The organism is Streptomyces sp. NPDC008313 (assembly GCF_042956125.1).
Taxonomy (GTDB): Bacteria; Actinomycetota; Actinomycetes; order Streptomycetales; family Streptomycetaceae; genus Streptomyces.
The window spans coordinates 1-14,956 of the sequence record NZ_JBIBFR010000020.1 but is presented as its reverse complement, the minus strand read 5'-3'; the positions used below and the strand labels follow the sequence as shown (position 1 = coordinate 14,956).

12 protein-coding genes are annotated in these 14,956 nt (G+C 73.6%); 6 read left to right on the top strand and 6 right to left on the bottom strand.

Annotation, left to right across the window (positions count from 1 at the left end):
• Nucleotides 1-171: 171 nt before the first annotated feature.
• The 3 genes from ACFY93_RS25015 to ACFY93_RS25005 all read left to right on the top strand — a co-directional run bounded on the left by ACFY93_RS25015 (nucleotide 172) and on the right by ACFY93_RS25005 (nucleotide 4,989).
• Nucleotides 172-1,017 (top strand): LLM class flavin-dependent oxidoreductase, encoded by an 846-nt coding sequence (locus tag ACFY93_RS25015; protein WP_391362974.1) that lies wholly within the window; start codon nucleotides 172-174, stop codon nucleotides 1,015-1,017.
• A 231-nt stretch (nucleotides 1,018-1,248) separates the two neighbouring features.
• Nucleotides 1,249-1,596: a trypco2 family protein gene (locus ACFY93_RS25010; protein ID WP_391362972.1), complete on the top strand. Its 348-nt coding sequence runs from the start codon at nucleotides 1,249-1,251 to the stop codon at nucleotides 1,594-1,596.
• A gap of 6 nt (nucleotides 1,597-1,602) precedes the next feature.
• Nucleotides 1,603-4,989 carry an NACHT domain-containing protein gene (locus ACFY93_RS25005; RefSeq protein WP_391362970.1) on the top strand — a complete coding sequence of 1,129 codons (3,387 nt, stop codon included), beginning with the start codon at nucleotides 1,603-1,605 and terminating at the stop codon, nucleotides 4,987-4,989.
• Nucleotides 4,990-4,996: 7 nt separating this feature from the next.
• Here the strand turns inward: ACFY93_RS25005 and ACFY93_RS25000 are convergent, their stop codons facing one another.
• Entirely contained in the window at nucleotides 4,997-6,556 is a 1,560-nt protein-coding gene (locus tag ACFY93_RS25000) for a PH domain-containing protein (protein WP_391362968.1), read from the bottom strand.
• Nucleotides 6,557-6,793: 237 nt separating this feature from the next.
• Here ACFY93_RS25000 and ACFY93_RS24995 point away from each other — a divergent pair, with 237 nt between their 5' ends.
• Nucleotides 6,794-7,357, top strand: a complete 564-nt coding sequence (locus ACFY93_RS24995) for a DUF488 family protein (protein ID WP_391362965.1) — start codon at nucleotides 6,794-6,796, stop codon at nucleotides 7,355-7,357.
• Here ACFY93_RS24995 and ACFY93_RS24990 read toward each other — a convergent pair.
• The gene (locus ACFY93_RS24990) at nucleotides 7,306-7,983 is read right to left on the bottom strand and encodes a DUF4328 domain-containing protein (protein ID WP_391362963.1); all 678 of its coding nucleotides are present in this window, start codon (nucleotides 7,981-7,983) and stop codon (nucleotides 7,306-7,308) included. The two genes, ACFY93_RS24995 and ACFY93_RS24990, sit on opposite strands and share 52 nt — an antisense overlap.
• Before the next feature lie 375 nt (nucleotides 7,984-8,358).
• Here ACFY93_RS24990 and ACFY93_RS24985 point away from each other — a divergent pair, with 375 nt between their 5' ends.
• Together ACFY93_RS24985 and ligA are read left to right on the top strand one after the other, a co-directional pair.
• A complete protein-coding gene (locus tag ACFY93_RS24985; RefSeq protein WP_391362961.1) occupies nucleotides 8,359-9,075 on the top strand; it encodes an FAD binding domain-containing protein in 717 nt (238 codons plus the stop codon).
• Nucleotides 9,076-9,169: 94 nt separating this feature from the next.
• Nucleotides 9,170-11,272: an NAD-dependent DNA ligase LigA gene (gene ligA / locus ACFY93_RS24980; protein ID WP_391362959.1), complete on the top strand. Its 2,103-nt coding sequence runs from the start codon at nucleotides 9,170-9,172 to the stop codon at nucleotides 11,270-11,272.
• Between the two features lie 86 nt (nucleotides 11,273-11,358).
• Here ligA and ACFY93_RS24975 read toward each other — a convergent pair whose 3' ends face one another.
• The 4 genes from ACFY93_RS24975 to ACFY93_RS24960 form a co-directional block, all read right to left on the bottom strand.
• Nucleotides 11,359-11,526, bottom strand: a complete 168-nt coding sequence (locus ACFY93_RS24975) for a hypothetical protein (RefSeq protein WP_391362957.1) — start codon at nucleotides 11,524-11,526, stop codon at nucleotides 11,359-11,361.
• Nucleotides 11,527-11,649: 123 nt separating this feature from the next.
• Nucleotides 11,650-12,306 carry a YceI family protein gene (locus ACFY93_RS24970; RefSeq protein WP_391362955.1) on the bottom strand — a complete coding sequence of 219 codons (657 nt, stop codon included), beginning with the start codon at nucleotides 12,304-12,306 and terminating at the stop codon, nucleotides 11,650-11,652.
• Nucleotides 12,307-12,493: 187 nt separating this feature from the next.
• Nucleotides 12,494-12,760, bottom strand: a complete 267-nt coding sequence (locus ACFY93_RS24965) for a hypothetical protein (protein WP_391362953.1) — start codon at nucleotides 12,758-12,760, stop codon at nucleotides 12,494-12,496.
• A gap of 178 nt (nucleotides 12,761-12,938) precedes the next feature.
• On the bottom strand, nucleotides 12,939-14,654 hold the full coding sequence (locus ACFY93_RS24960; RefSeq protein ID WP_391362951.1) for a SpoIIE family protein phosphatase: 1,716 nt from the start codon (nucleotides 14,652-14,654) through the stop codon (nucleotides 12,939-12,941).
• Nucleotides 14,655-14,956 lie beyond the last annotated feature (302 nt).

The window sequence follows — 14,956 nt, the reverse complement described above, 5'->3', positions numbered from 1 at the left end:
CAAACGGCTCGAAAAGGTGTGGCCCGAGAACGCGACGCGCTCTACTGTGGGGACCACTCCGACGAGACGTTCCCCCAGAAGCACGCCGCAGAACGGGACCGTCCCACCTCACCGAGGTGCCGGAGGGGCGGCACCATCTTTGTCGACCCTTCTTCCGGAGGACTTCCTTCCATGAACGTCGGTATCGGTCTGCCCATCGGCGACCCGACCACCCTGCTCACCTGGGCCCGGCGCGCGGACGCCGGCCCGTTCAGCACGCTCGGCCTGCTGGACCGTCTCGTCTACGACAACCCCGAGCCCCTGATCGCCCTCGCCGTCCTCGCGGGCGCCACCTCCCGGATCCGCGTCCAGACCGAGGTGCTGCTCGCCCCGCTGCGCGAGACCGCGCTGCTCGCCAAGCAGGTCGCCACGCTGGACCGGATGACCGGCGGCCGTCTGGTCCTCGGCCTCGGCATCGGCGGCCGGGACGACGACCACCTGGCCACGGGCGTCGACATACGCACCCGCGGCCGGCGGCTGAACAGTCAGATGGCGCAGATGCGCCGCCTGTGGTCCGGTGAGCCCTACGGCGACGGCGTCGGCCCCATCGGGCCCGAGCCCGCCCGGCCCGGAGGCCCGGAGGTGCTCTTCGGCGGCTTCAAGCCCGCCGCGCTCGAACGCGTCGCCCGGTGGGGCGACGGCTTCCTCGCCGCCGCGGCGCCCTCCTGGGCGGGCGGCCTGTTCGACACCGTACGCGGATTCTGGAAGGAGTACGGCCGCGAGGGCGAACCCCGCTTCGTCGCGCAGGTCAACGTGGCGCTCGGGCCGCCGGACGTGATCGACCAGGCGCGCTCGGCCATGCACGCGTACTACGAGTTCACCGGCATGGCCGACCGGATGACCGCCGGTCTGCTCACCACGCCCGCCGAGATCCGGGACGCTCTCGCCGGCTTCGGCGACCTCGGCGCCGACGAGGTCATGCTCTACTGCTACGGCCTCGACCCGGACCAGGTGGACCGCATCGCCGACCTCCTGTGACGCCCGCCGCGTGACGCCCCCGGCCGCGCGCCGACGGCCGCGGCGGGGCGGGCACGCACGGTACGCGTCCCCCGGCGTGGGACGCCGTGGCCGCTCCGTGGGCGGCGGTCACGGCGTCCGCCCCGGAGAGCGCGGTGGTCCGCGCCGGGGCACTGTCACGTTCGCCGTACCGCGGGGCGTCACTCCCTGTACATTCGCTGCCTGAGGACGGTCTGTTTCGGGGGAGGCGCCATGACCGGTGACGGGACCGAGGACGGCATCGAGCTGGCGGACGCGGTGCAGGCGGTCCGCGACCAGCTCCTCATCGCCGCCGGCCGGGCGACGGGCCAGGACCTGGCCTTCGAAGTGGGCGACATCCAGATGGAGTTCACCGTCGAGCTGCGCTCGGAGACGAAGGCCGGGGCCAAGGTCCGCGCCTGGGTCCTGGACGCCGGTGTCGACGCAACACGCTCCACCGGGCGCACCCACAAGGTGTCCTTCACCCTGACGCCCAAGAACGCCCGCACGGGAGCCCCGTGGAGCGTGGGCAACCCGGCCGCGGGCGGCACGGCGCGCTTCGGGCGCGCCTCCGGTCACTGACCGGCCATGGTGCGCGCCACGTCGTCGGCCGACCGGGTCGTCCTGGTCGGCGGAGCCGTCCAGGGCACCGGGGTCCTGATCGGCCCCCGGCACATCCTGACCGCCGCCCATGTGCTGACCGGCCCTCCCCGGGCCCGGGTGCGGCATCCGGAGAACATCTCGGACCTCCGGCGGGTGCCGCCCAAGCTCGTGGTGGTCCCCACACAGAGTCCGCGCACCGCCGAGATCATCCACCCCCACAGCTCCGAGTGGGTCACGTGCGAGGTGCGCTGGATCGACACCGTCCGCGACCTCGCCCTGCTGCGGACGCGCAACGAGGTGGTGGGCCCCGACTTCCTGCAGCCGCTCGGCCGGACGCGGCTGGGCCGGATCGCCACCTCCCAGCCCCTGGGCGACTGCCAGATCATCGGCTTCCCCGAGGTGCAGCGCGACCCGGTCAGCGGGGACATCGAGTGCGATCAGTACGAGGTCACCGTGCTGCCCATGGCCGGCCGCCTGCGGCCGCACGTCATGGTCTGCGAGTTCTCCCGCAAGCCCGTGGCGGAGAAGGACGACCGCTACTCCCCGCTCGCCGGGCTGTCCGGCGCCCCGGTCTTCGCCGGCGGGGTGTTGCTCGGCATCGTCACGGCCGTCCCCCGGGGGCGCGACCACATGCGGATCGAGGCGACCGACGTCGACGCGGAGCAACTGCGGATGTCGGGCACGGCCGACGCCGGACTGCTGCCCCCGCGTACGGAGGACGTCTTCGAGACGCACCGCCGCGACGAGGTGTTCGAGCGTCAGTACCGGCGGGCGGTCAAGAACCGCTACCGCAAGATCGACATCATCGGGCTGGACGAACTGGCCACCCACGAGTCCCGCTGGGACCTGGACACGGCCTACCTGCACCTGGAGGCGGAGGCGGCCCCCCGCGCGCCGGGGACCGGAGGCGTGCCCGCCCGCCCGCGGCGCGTGGACGACCTGCTGGCGGAGGCGGGGCCGCACGTACTGCTGCGGGGAGAGGCCGGCGCGGGCAAGACGACCCTGGTGTGGTGGCTCGCCTCGCACGCAGGCGTCGGCACACTCGGCGGCAACCTCGCCCCCCTCAACGGACTGGTGCCGTTCGTCGTCCCGATGCGCAGCCTCCGGGCGACCGGCGGCGGCTTCCCCCGGCCCGGCGAACTCGACCGCGCGGCCCGGCTGATGACGGACCAGGCGCCCCGGGGATGGGTCCGCAGGGTCCTGGAGTCGGGGCGGGGACTGCTGCTCGTGGACGGCCTGGACGAGGTCCCCCGGCACGACCGCGAGGAGGCCCGCCGGTGGCTCGCCGACCTGCTGGCCGAGTTCCCCGGCCTGCACTGCCTCGTCACCGTGCGACCGCTCGCCGTGGAGGCCGACTGGATGGGCCGGGACGGCTTCCGGGAACTGCGTCTGCTGCCGATGCGGGACACCGACATCCAGGCCTTCGTGCACGCCTGGCACGACACCGCCCGTCTGGAGCCGACGCTGTCCGACGACGAGCGCGGAGCCCTCTCCACGCTGGAAGCCGCCCTGAAGGCCAAGTTCACGAGCAGCCCGGCGCTGCGCAACCTCGCCAGGACGCCGCTGCTCTGCGCCGTCATCTGCGCCCTGCACCGCCGCAATCGCGGTGACCTGCCGGTGAGCCGCCCCGAGCTGTACACGGCGGCGCTGAAGATGCTGCTCGGCAAACGCGACACCCAGCGTCTGATCTCCGAGCCCGAGGGGATCGAACTCGCGCCCGAGCGACACCAGTTGCTGTTGCAGCGCATCGCCGTGTGGCTGGTGCGCAACGGCCAGTCGCAGCTCTCCCACGAGCAGGCCGCGGGACAACTGCTGCCGGTACTCAGCGGCATGCCCGAGGTCCAGGCCCCTGTCGACGCCGTCCTGCGGCACATGCTCAATCGCAGCGGGGTACTGGAGGAACGCGGCGAGGACAGCATCCAGTTCATCCACCGCACCTTCCAGGACTACCTCGCGGCACGGGAGTTCCAGGACAGCGACTGCCTGCGGGAACTGCTCGGCCACGCCGCCCAGGAGGACTGGCAGGACGTCGTCCTGCTGTCGATCGGCCACTGCCGGACCGCCGAGGTCGAGAAGGTCGTCGACCACCTGATGGCCCAGGGCGACGCCCAGGAGGGGCACCAGCGGTGGAACCTCCATCTCCTCGCGGCGAGCTGCGCGGCGGAGGCGGTCTTCCTGCCACAGGAGAAACGCGAGGCAGTCGCCGAGCGCCTCAAGGCCTTCATGCCGCCCAAGGACGTCGTCCAGGCGATCGAGGTGGCCCGGCTGGGCGCCTACGTCCTGCCGATCCTCCCCGGGCCCGAGGGGATCCCCGAGCACGTGCAGCTCTTCGTCGCCACGACCCTGACCAGGATCGGCACCCCCCGGTGCCTTCCCCTCGTACGCGCGTACGCGGCCCAGCCCAGCCCGCTGCTGCGCCAGTTCCTGGCGTCGGCCTGGGGGGACTTCCCGGCCGGGCCCTACGCCCGTGAAGTGCTCGCCACGATGCGGCTGGACGACGTGGAGATCCTGGTCAACCGGGACCACATGCTGCGCAATCTGAGCCACCTCGGTCCGCTCACGCGGGTCGTGACGGAGGGGCCTTTCCCGGCGGCCCAGCTGCGCCGGTATCTGCCGCACACCTCGATCGGCACCCTCACGATCACCGGCAATCCGGCCCTCACCGACCTGTCGTTCCTGCACGGGCGCCCGGACATCAGGCATCTGACCGTGGATCCGGCCGCCGGGATCCGGGACATCTCCGTCCTCGCGGGCTCCCCCCTCGTGAAGTTGTCCCTGGACGCGTCACTGCTGCTCCCCGAGGACCTGGACGTCGTCCCCACCATGAGCGAGCTGCGGGAACTGCGCTTCGACGGGCTGCCGATCGGGCAGTACGCGCAGCTTCCGCCGCCTCACCCCTCCGTGGCCCGGCTGTCGGTGTCCAGCCAGGACCTCCAGGTGGACACCCTGCACCGCTGGACCGGTCTGCGCGGCCTCGCCGTCCGGCAGCCCACGCCTCTCGCCGAACTGTTCACACAGCTGGCCGAACTGCCCAGGCTCCGCGCGCTGCAGCTCCCGCTCGCGCGGCCCTCGGAGGAACTCCGCGGCCTCCCCCCGCTCCCCCGGGTCCACTCCCTCACGCTGCCCGACCTCCTCGACGACCCGGATCTCGACGGACTCGCCACCACGTTCCCCTCGCTGCGCCGGCTGACCCTCGACCTCGGGTTCGGCCCCGGCCCCGCCGTCCGTCTGGGGCCCCTCCACGCCCTGCCCGGCCTCTCCGTGACCGTCCTGGCCGCCGAGCACCCGGCGGTGCGGGAGGCGGGTCCGCTCGCGGTCCGGCTCCGCGTCACGGTGCGAGAGGCGGACGGGGGCTCCGCGGTGTTCGTGTGAGGGCCCGTCACGGTCCGGGGTCCGGAGGGCGGGTGGCCGGCTGCGCGAGGCGCAGCGCGCCGATGACGCGGGTCAGGTCGTCCGGGGCCGCCGCGAGACGGACCGGTTCACCGGCGTCGTCGAGTTCGGCGATGTGCCAGCTCCTGGGCACGCTGTCGCCGTCGTCGCCCCGGGCACGCCGCACGTGCGTCACGGTCAGCCGCTCCACCGGGATCCGCTTCTGCGCGAACCGTCCCGGGCCGGCGTGCGGCGTGACGGCGGGCGGGCCGCCGCCGAGGACGACGTGGGTGCCGAAGCCGTGCGGGTTGTAGTCGGTGTGTTCGAGGAACCGCGCGGTGACGAACACGTCCGTTCCCGCCTCCGCCGTCCCCTCGGTCGCCTCGGACCCGGTGGGTGTGCGGACCCGGGTGGCGTGCCAGGCCGCGGCGAGGAGCCCCAGGGTGACCAGTGAACCCGCGGTCAGCCAGACGACCGTGCCGGGAGAGCCGGTGAGGGAGGTGGGGTGGAGGTAGCGGAGCGGGAGCAGCCACAGGGCCGTGGCCACGAGCACGCCCGCGAACGGGAGCACGGACGGCAGGACCTCGTCGTCGGGCAGCCGCCTTCCGCGCAGCCGCAGCAGCACCTGAGCGGCGGGGAAGCCGGCGGCCAGGGCCAGCGCGGCCGCGAGTGCCGCGACGTCCCCCGCGCCGGCCCGGTGCCGGCGCCAGACGTGCCCCGCACCGGCGACCTTCCTCACCTCGCCGCGCCACACGGTCAGTTCGACCCTGTCGCCCGGCTGGAACTCCAGAGCGGCGTCGCGGTCGACCGCGAGCCGCTCCAGCGGCCGGCCGTCGGTGAAGTAGAGCCAGCTGAACTTCTTCGGCCGGTTGGCCTCGGTGCGCGCGATGACGGCGGACCGGGTGGCCAGACACTCTCCCCCCGGCTGCGGCCCGCCCCCCGCGACGGCGCAGGGAGCGGCCGACTTCCACGCCCGCTCGTCGGACGCCGCGTCCGGGACGAACGACGCGGCCACGCCCGAGGACGCGAGCAGCAGGACGCACCAGATCACCGCCCCGGCCCAGCCGTGCCCGGCGGTGCGGTACGAGACGACGGGGAGGTGATCCGGCACGCGCTCCACGAAACGGCTGTGCAGCTCACGCAGTCCGTCCAGCGTGCGGTCGAAGTCCGTGTCCCGCGGCGGCCTGCCCACCGGAAGGGGCAGCGTGAGCCGGTGCCCGTCGCGCAGCAGCACGCTCACGCGGCGGCTCGCCGGGGCCCGGGACAGGTGCGCGTGCACGAGCCGGACGCCGAGGCCGGTGACGTCGTGCCAGGGCACGGTCCGCCGGCGCCACAGCCTGCGGACCCGCAGTCCGCGGGCGTCCGCGTCCACGGCGGCGACGGCCGCGTCGAGCGACAGGACGCCCACCAGGGCCGACAGGAGGCCGGCACCGAGCCACACGCCCGGCATCCCGGCGCCGCGCACCACACCCGCGACGGCCACGGCCGCACCGGCGGCGCCCGACGCGGCGAGGGACCACAAGGGCGCCTTCAGCGGAGGGCGGCAGGTCACTTCCCGGGCGTCGTTCATGCCCTGGATACTCCCTCCCCCGCCCCGCGAACACCTGTGCGGGGCCCGGCAGCGTACCGGCCCGCGTCGCTGCCGACATGCGGAAGGCGGAACGCATTCCGGCCGCGCTCGGTCCGCGGCCCCGGGCCGCGGCCCGGACTCCGGCCCGGACTGCGGTCCCGCCGCCGGGCCGGGACAATGGGCGGGACCGGGAACCCCGCACCACGAGTTCCGTCGACCGGCGGGAGGTCCGAGACCTTGGAAACGTCACTGTGGACCTTCGGGCACGGCACGGCGACCCGTGAGGAGATCGCCGGTCTGCTGCGGGACGCCGGTATCGAGGCCGTGGTGGACGTGCGCACCGCTCCCGGCAGCCGGCGCGACCCCGAGGTGTCCCGGCAGCGGCTGACGGAATGGCTGCCCTCGTACGGGATCGCCTACCGCTGGGAGCCCGCGCTCGGCGGGTTCCGCAGGCCCGCGCCCGACAGCCCGGACGTCGTGTGGCGCAACGCTTCCTTCCGCGGCTACGCCGCGCACACCCGCACCGACGAGTTCGTCGCCGCCATGGGCCGGCTGCTGAGCGAGGCGGCCTCGGCCCCTACGACCGTCATGTGCGGCGAGGCGGTCTGGTGGCGCTGTCACCGCCGTCTCATCGCGGACTTCGCGGTACTCGCCCGTTCGGTGCCGGCCCGCCACCTCATGCACGACGGCCGGACCCCCGCCCACACCCCGACCCCGGGCGCCCGCCTGCGCGAGGACGGTCTCCTCGTCTACGACGACGTCGAGGCGTCGGCCGAGGGGCGCGGTCCGTCCGCATCCTGAGGTGCCGGCAGCGGCGGCCGGACGAGGGTGGCCGGCTCCCCGGCGGCGACCGCGGAGAGCGCGGCGCTCTGCAGACCCGTGACGCGCTGGACGACGAGGATCGCGAGCACCGCGGCGGTGAGCATCAGCGCCTCCGACAGCAGCAGGGCGGGCATCGAGACGCCGTCGCCCGCCTGGGTCACCGCGGTCACCACCGCGTGCCCGGCCCAGGCCGCCCACCAGCAGTTCACCAGGATCCCGTCACGTCTCCTCCCGGACGCTCCGCCCGCGCTCGCGTCCCGGACCTCGAGGACGAGCCGCCGCGGCGCCCAGAGGTTGATCACGGGGATCAACCACGAGGCGACGGCCCACGGTTCGGATCCGGTCACGGCACCCGGGGCGAGAGCCCGCGCGATGCGGCGGCAGCGGGTGAACCACATCAGGAAGAGCACGACCGTCACCGTCATGACGTACACGAACACCATCGACGCGAACCCGGAGCCGCTCGACGACGCGTCGGTGCGGTGCGCGTGCTGGTCGCGGAGCTCCACGGCCCGGAACACGTCGGCGACGGCGGCCACCGCGACCGCGCCCTGGGCGAGGCGGGCGAGGACCCAAGGCGTCGTGAGACCGGACCGCTGCGTCATTCGGGGAACCTGCTTCATCATGAGCGGTACGCACTGCGCGCGCACGCCGGGGAAGTGGACGCCTCGCATTCTAGAGCGGGTTGGGCGGCCTCCCGGCCGGGTCCGGGGCCGGGGCACGGGCCGGGAGCGAGGCCGGGGACGGCGTCGGGACACGGGCCGGGAGCGAGGCCCGGGACCGTGGCGGGGCGCGGGCGACAAGGCCGGGCCGCGCGGGTGCGGGGCGGCCCGCGATCCGGCGCGTGAGGAGCGCACGCAGTGCGGGGGTGAGCCCTGTACGCGCCCCCACGGGACTCGGGAGAATCCTCCACCGTCAGCGGCCATGCGGCTGAAACACCGCTCCCCACCGCCCCCTCCCCCGGAAAGCAGGTCGGTGCCGTGCTGTTGCGCCTGCCCACGTCCGTGTCCGAAGCCCAGACGTACCTGACGGACGGAGCCCTGCCGATCGGCGGGGCGACGCTCGTCTGGGCCACCTGGCAGCGCGACGGGTTCCCCGAACAGGCCATGTCACTGCGCGACCTGCCGGAGGCCAACGTCCTCGGGCGTGAGACGCTCGGCGCGGCCGTGGTGCTGAACCGGATCGACGATCGCGTGCCGGAGGTGCTGCACCGAGCGGCGGCCTCCGTCGGCACCGGAGCCGTCCGCAGGGCCGCCACCGTGGGCGGCAACCTCGTCGGCAGCACCCTGCGCTGCCTGCTGCCCGCCGCGCTCGTCCTGGACGCCCGGGCCACGGTCCTGGAGGCCGACGGCGTCCACGAGACCGACCTGGCCGAGCTGCTGGCCAAGAACCACCTCCTGCTCAGCCTCCGCTGGCGCCGGCCGCTCGCGAGCGCGTACCGCAAGCTGCCCGGCGACCCGGGCGGCCCGCCGCCGCTGGTCGTCGCCGCCGCGGTGCACGCCGAGGGCGGCGGACGAAGCCGCCTGCGGGTCGCGGTCCGCGACGGCTACGAGGTGATCGGCGAGAGCACCGTCCTCGACGCCGGCACCGGCGTCGGCGAGGTTCTCGCCACCCTCGGGCGTACGGACCTCGGCGCGCTGCCCGCTGCCGCGCGAGAGGCGGTACGCGGACAGGTCACCGGCCTTCTCGGCGGCTGACGGGACCCGCGGCACCGGCGGGAGACGCCCACGCGCCGCCCCCTCCCGCCGCCGTCCCGGTCCGTTGTCAGTGGTGACAGGCAGGATGCTCGTCATGACAACACACGCAGCCGTGATCGTGGACGCCACCGCCTACGCGCAGGCCGTCGAGGACGCCGTGCGGGCCTGTGCCGCCTACTACGCGGGCGGCACCTCGCCGCTGGACGACGACACCTACGACCGGCTGGTGCGCGCGATCGCCGAGTGGGAGTCCCGGCATCCCGACGGGATACGGCCCGACTCGCCGACGGGGAAGGTCGCCGGCGGGGCCGCCGAGGGCGACGTGCCGCACACGGTCGCGATGCTCAGCCTCGACAACGTGTTCTCCGCCGAGGAGTTCGCGGCGTGGACGGCGTCGGTGGCCCGGCGGATCGGCCACGACGTGGAGCGGTTCAGCGTCGAGCCGAAGCTGGACGGCCTCGCGATCGCCGCCCGCTACAGCAACGGCCGCCTGACCCGGCTGATCACCCGCGGGGACGGGACGGCGGGGGAGGACGTCTCCCACGCCATCGGCACCGTCGAGGGCCTGCCGGACACGCTGGCCGAACCCGTCACGGTGGAGGTCCGCGGCGAAGTCCTCATGACGACGGCCCAGTTCGAGCACGCCAACGAGGTCCGCACCGCCCACGGCGGGCAGCCGTTCGCCAACCCGCGCAACGCGGCCGCCGGCACCCTGCGGGCCAAGGAGCGCGCCTACACGGTGCCGATGACGTTCTTCGGATACGGTCTGCTGCCCACCCCTGACACCGATCCCGTACTCGCCGGGGAACTGGGCGAACTCCCGCACAGTGAGCTGATGCGGAGATCCGCCGCCCTCGGCGTGAACACCCCCGCGACGACCGCCGTGCCCGGCACCACCGCAGCCACCGCCGAGCAGGTCGTCGCCCGGATCGAGGAGATCGGCCGGCTCCGCGCCGAGCTGCCGTTCGGGATCGACGGAATCGTCGTCAAGGCGGATCTGGCCGCCGACCAGCGGGCGGCGGGATCCGGTTCCAGGGCGCCGCGGTGGGCGATCGCGTACAAGCTCCCTGCCGTGGAGAAGATCACCCGCCTGCTGGAGGTGGAGTGGAACGTCGGGCGGACCGGCATCATCGCCCCGCGCGCCGTGCTCGAACCGGTCGAGATCGACGGCTCCACCATCACGTACGCCACCCTGCACAACCCGGCCGACATCACCCGCCGTGATCTGCGCCTGGGTGACCCCGTCATGGTCCATCGCGCCGGTGACGTGATCCCGCGCGTCGAGGCCCCGGTCGCGCATCTGCGCACCGGCGACGAGCAGCCGATCGTGTTCCCCGAGGCGTGCCCGCGCTGCGGTTCGGGCATCGACGCGTCCCAGGAGCGCTGGCGCTGCGAGCAGGGCCGCAACTGCCATCTCGTGGCGTCCCTCGCGTACGCCGTCGGCCGCGATCAGCTCGACATCGAGGGGCTGGGCGGCACGCGCGTCGTACAGCTGGTCGAGGCCGGTCTCGTCGCCGACCTCGCGGACGTGTTCACGCTCACGCGCGAGCAGTTGCTCGGCCTGGAGCGGATGGGCGAGACCAGTACCGACAATCTGCTGGCCGCGATCGGCGCCGCCAAGAGGCAGCCCCTCTCCCGGGTGCTGTGCGCCCTGGGTGTGCGTGGCACGGGCCGGTCCATGTCGCGCCGGATCGCGCGGTGCTTCGCCACCATGGACAACGTCCGCGCCGCCGACGCCGAGGCGATGCAGCGGGTCGAGGGCATCGGCACCGAGAAGGCCCCCTCCGTCGTGGCCGAACTCGCCGAGCTGGCCCCGCTGATCGACAGGCTTGCCGCCGCGGGTGTCAACATGACCGAGCCGGGCGCCACTCCTCCCCCGGCCGATGACGGCATCCCCGCGGACGGCGCGCCCGCCGGCGCGCCCGGAGTGGCGCCGGGCGGCCCGCTGGAGGGGATGACCGTGGTGGTCACGGGCGCGATGACGGGCCCGCTGGAGAAGCTGACCCGCAATCAGGTCAACGAACTGATCGAGCGCGCCGGGGGCCGTTCCTCCTCCAGCGTTTCCAAGAGGACCGCGCTCGTCGTCGCGGGCGAGAACGCCGGTTCCAAGCGCGCGAAGGCCGAGACCCTCGGCGTCCGGCTGGCCACGCCGGACGAGTTCGCCGCCATGGTCGCCGCGTTCCTCGACGCGAGCTGACCCGGCAGACCGCGGCGTACGGACCGCGGGCCAGGGCCTTGAGGCGCCGGCCCGCAGGTCTCCCTACGACGTGGGCGAGTCAGGCGTCACGGGCGCCGCTTCGGCTTCTCGATCCACATCACGACGACGCTCGGCACCATGACGAGGAACGACGGGAGCAGGAGCCACAGCGGCAGGCCGGTGAACAACGCCGCGACGAATCCGAGAAGGGCGATCAGGAAGGCCCCGTGCGCCCAGAGATCGAGATCAGTCATATGCCGCTCAGTCATGCGTCCCCCTGTGAAGTGCCCGCTCCCCCGCAGGCAGGCACAGCCTCGCCTCCCGCCGCACGCCCCGTCAAGCGCGGATCGCCGGTGCGCGGCGGGCCGGTCGCCCCGTCAGGGGGCGGAGGGGGTACGGATGGCGGCGATGTCGAACTGGAGGCGGACCTTCTCGCTCACCATGGCTCCGCCCTCGGCCAGCCGGGCGTTGTAGGTCAGTCCCCAGTCGGACCGGTTGATGGTGGTGGTGCCGTCGAAGCCCGCCCGCTCGTAGCCGAACGGGTCGGTGACGTGACCGATGTAGGTGAGTTCCAGGACCACCGGCCGGGTGACGTTCTTGATGGTGAGGTCACCGATCATGCGGTAGACGTCCTTGCCGGCGAGCTGCACCGCGGTACTGGTGAAGGTCATCTTCGGAAACCGCGCCGCGTCCAGGAAGTCGCGGCCGACCAGGTGGGCGTCGCGCTGCTCCACCCCCGTCTCGACGCTGGCGGTGGACAGCACGATCTCGGCCCGTGACCGGGCGGGATTGCGGCCGTCGAAGAAAAGACGGCTCTCGTACTGTGCGAAGGCACCGCGCACCGTCGTCACCATGGCGTGACGCACGGAGAACCCGATCCTGCTGTGGGCGGGGTCGACCATCCACTCTCCGGTAAGGGCCGCCAGCGCCGGATCGAGCACGGCTCCGGCGGCGGATGCCGCCGGAGCCACGGACGGGGAAGGACTCTGTGCCGCCGCGCGCCGGGGTGCCGAGCTACGGCTGAAAAGGTTCATGGAACACGTAGTTACTCAACGCTCCACGCCGCGCGCAAGGCACCGTCGGCAAATCCGCCGCTTCCTGCGCAGACCTTCACTCAGACCTTCACAGCTCCGCTTCTCACGCGACGGCGCCGAGCCGCCGGCCGGATGGGCGGGCCGAGGGGCACGCCGGGCCGACGGGCACGGGGCGGAAGGGCGTGGGTCAAGGCGCGTCGCCGCGCCAGTCGTACCTGCGCCCGTCCCCCGGCCGGGGCGCGTACAGGGCGCGGCCGCCGGGGCCGTAGTGACCCATCTCGGTGGGCAGTCCCACGGCCTCCCGCGTCTCGTGGCCGGGCCGGTCCGTGACGTCCAGGAGAAGGCCGTCCAGCGGGCCGCCCACCAGTTGCGCGTAGCTGCGCCCTGGCCGGGGACCGGCGTCGTCGTGGTCGGCGCCGTAGACCCGGCCGCGCAAGAACTCCAGCTCATCCATGCCCCGAAGCCTCGCATCCGCCACTGACAACGCGGCCTGCCGTCGAGGCGGCGGTGGCCGTCGGCGGACGCCGCGGCTCAGTGGAGGTCGTGCGGGCGTGCTCGTCCCCGGTACTCCACGCGGTACGAGGACCCCGGCGGGATGGTGGTGCGCCTCCGCGTCCTCCGCCAGGTGAACGTCAGGGTGCGGCCGGTGTCCTGAGGGCGAGGATCGCGACGTCGTCGTCGTTGGCGGCGGGGCGGACGCGGCGCAGCAGTTGGTCGGTGAAGGAGGCCAGTGGGCGGTGGGCGAGGGCGGCGGCGTGCCGGCGCAGTCGTCCCAGGCCCTCGTCGAGTGTGTGGCCGGATTCTTCGATCAAGCCGTCGGTGTACAGCACGAGGGTGGACCCGGGCGGCAACAGGAAGGTGCCGTCGGTGCGCGGCGTACGGACCCCGGTGCCGAGGAGGATGCCGTGGCCGTCGGTGAGGTACTCCGCCAGCCCGTCGTGGCTGATCAGGAGGGGCGGCGGGTGGCCGGCGTCGGTCCAGGTCAGTTTCCACGGGCCGTCGGCCGTCTCCTCCAGCCGGGCGAAGATCATGGTGGCCATGGTGACGTCGGTGATGTGCATGAGCGCCTCGTCGAGGCGTTCGACGATCCTGCTCGGGGGCTCCTGCAGGGCCCAGGCGTAGGCACGGAGCATGTTGCGCACCTGTGCCATGCCGGCCGCGGCCTCCAGGTCGTGCCCGACGACGTCGCCGACGGCCAGCGCGGTGGCGCCGTCGGAAAGGGAGAAGGCGTCGTACCAGTCGCCTCCCACCTGCGAGGCGTGGGGCGCGGGCAGGTAGCGGACCGTCATCTGCAGACCGGGCACGCGCGGCATCTGGGGCAGCAGGTGGTTCTGCATGGTCTCGGCGACCTTGCGCTGGCGCTGGTAGAGGCGGGCGTTGTCCAGGGCGAGGCCGGCGCGGCGGGCGATGTCCTCGATCAGGGGGAGGTCGGCGGCGCGGTAGTCGCCCTTCTGCTTGGCGCGGCCCAGGGTCAGGGCTCCGAGGACCTGGCGCGTGCTGCGGATGGGGGCGATGGCCGCGGAGTGAATGCCGGTGGCTTCGAACATGCGGCGCTGTTCGACCGCGATGCCGGAGTCCGGGGGTCCCTGGTAGGTCTGCGGGCCGGCCACGGTCGAGGCGACCCCGCGCAGGGCTCTGGACAGGGGCATCGGGGATTCCGCGGGGACGGGTGGCATCGGTCCCTGGAGTTCCTCGTGGCTCACCAGGGCGCCGCCGTCCGCCTCGACGACGACGTGGCGCCACACCTCGTCGCGCTCCGTGATCAGGTCGATGACGACCCAGTCCGCCAGCCTGGGCACCACCAGGGACACCAGCCGCCGCAGCGCCTCCTCGACGTCGAGCGTGGAGGTCAGCTGGGTGGTGGTCGCGGCCAGCAGCGCGAGCCGTTCGAATTCCGTCAGCAGCGAGGCATCCGGCTCCGGCCGCGCGCCGGTCTCCCGTGGCTGCCACGGGTGGAAGACGACGAGTGTGCCGCGCCGGTGGCCGGTGAACTCGAAGGGGGCTATCAGCCACGAAATGGGCAGCACGGAGCCGTCGCCGCGTGCGAAGTGGTCCTCCTCCGCCTGCGCCGCGCGCCCGGCGTGGAAGGGCTGCCGCATACGGCACTGGCTCCTCGGCAGGGGCTGGCCGTGAGGGTCCCGGTGCAGCAGATCGTGCGCGTCGTGGCCGACGAGGTCGTCGGCGGGCCGGTCCAGGAGTTGCCCGGCGCGGGAGTTGACGGCGAGGATGCGGCCCTGCTCGTCGACGACGTAGGCGCCGGCCCCGATCGCCTCCAGCGCGTCGCCGAGCGCGGCCGCTGTCGTCAGGGGCCGCTGCCCGCGAGCCTTCTCCGTGTCCGGTCCTTCCATGCCCTGCTCTCCTCGGCCGACTGGCGGCGCGTCCGTCCGCGCTCCGCACCTTCCCGACCGCCCTGGCGCCGAACGGTCCAGGCCCACCCTCGCACGAGTGAGGGAACATCGGGTCGCCGAGACTCCGGGACCGCCGGGGCCGCCGGGGCCGCCGAGCTTCCGGTACCGCCGGGAAGAGACTCGCCCGAGAGCGGCGGTCCGGGCCCTCCCCGTTATCTTTTTCGCGGTCCTGCAACGGGGCCGCTGGCCTCCGGGCTCGGCATGACTGTGTCCCCCTGTCGAAGGAATGACCTGGGGGGTGG

Bases quoted from the DNA above. Each gene is read 5' to 3' on its own strand.
- ACFY93_RS25015 (WP_391362974.1), top strand. From the start codon at position 172: ATGAACGTCGGTATCGGTCTGCCCATCGGCGACCCGACCACCCTGCTC.
- ACFY93_RS25010 (WP_391362972.1), top strand. From the start codon at position 1,249: ATGACCGGTGACGGGACCGAGGACGGCATCGAGCTGGCGGACGCGGTG.
- ACFY93_RS25005 (WP_391362970.1), top strand. From the start codon at position 1,603: ATGGTGCGCGCCACGTCGTCGGCCGACCGGGTCGTCCTGGTCGGCGGA.
- ACFY93_RS25000 (WP_391362968.1), bottom strand. From the start codon at position 6,556: ATGAACGACGCCCGGGAAGTGACCTGCCGCCCTCCGCTGAAGGCGCCC.
- ACFY93_RS24990 (WP_391362963.1), bottom strand. From the start codon at position 7,983: ATGACGCAGCGGTCCGGTCTCACGACGCCTTGGGTCCTCGCCCGCCTC.
- ligA (WP_391362959.1), top strand. From the start codon at position 9,170: ATGACAACACACGCAGCCGTGATCGTGGACGCCACCGCCTACGCGCAG.
- ACFY93_RS24975 (WP_391362957.1), bottom strand. From the start codon at position 11,526: ATGACTGATCTCGATCTCTGGGCGCACGGGGCCTTCCTGATCGCCCTT.
- ACFY93_RS24970 (WP_391362955.1), bottom strand. From the start codon at position 12,306: ATGAACCTTTTCAGCCGTAGCTCGGCACCCCGGCGCGCGGCGGCACAG.
- ACFY93_RS24965 (WP_391362953.1), bottom strand. From the start codon at position 12,760: ATGGATGAGCTGGAGTTCTTGCGCGGCCGGGTCTACGGCGCCGACCAC.
- ACFY93_RS24960 (WP_391362951.1), bottom strand. From the start codon at position 14,654: ATGGAAGGACCGGACACGGAGAAGGCTCGCGGGCAGCGGCCCCTGACG.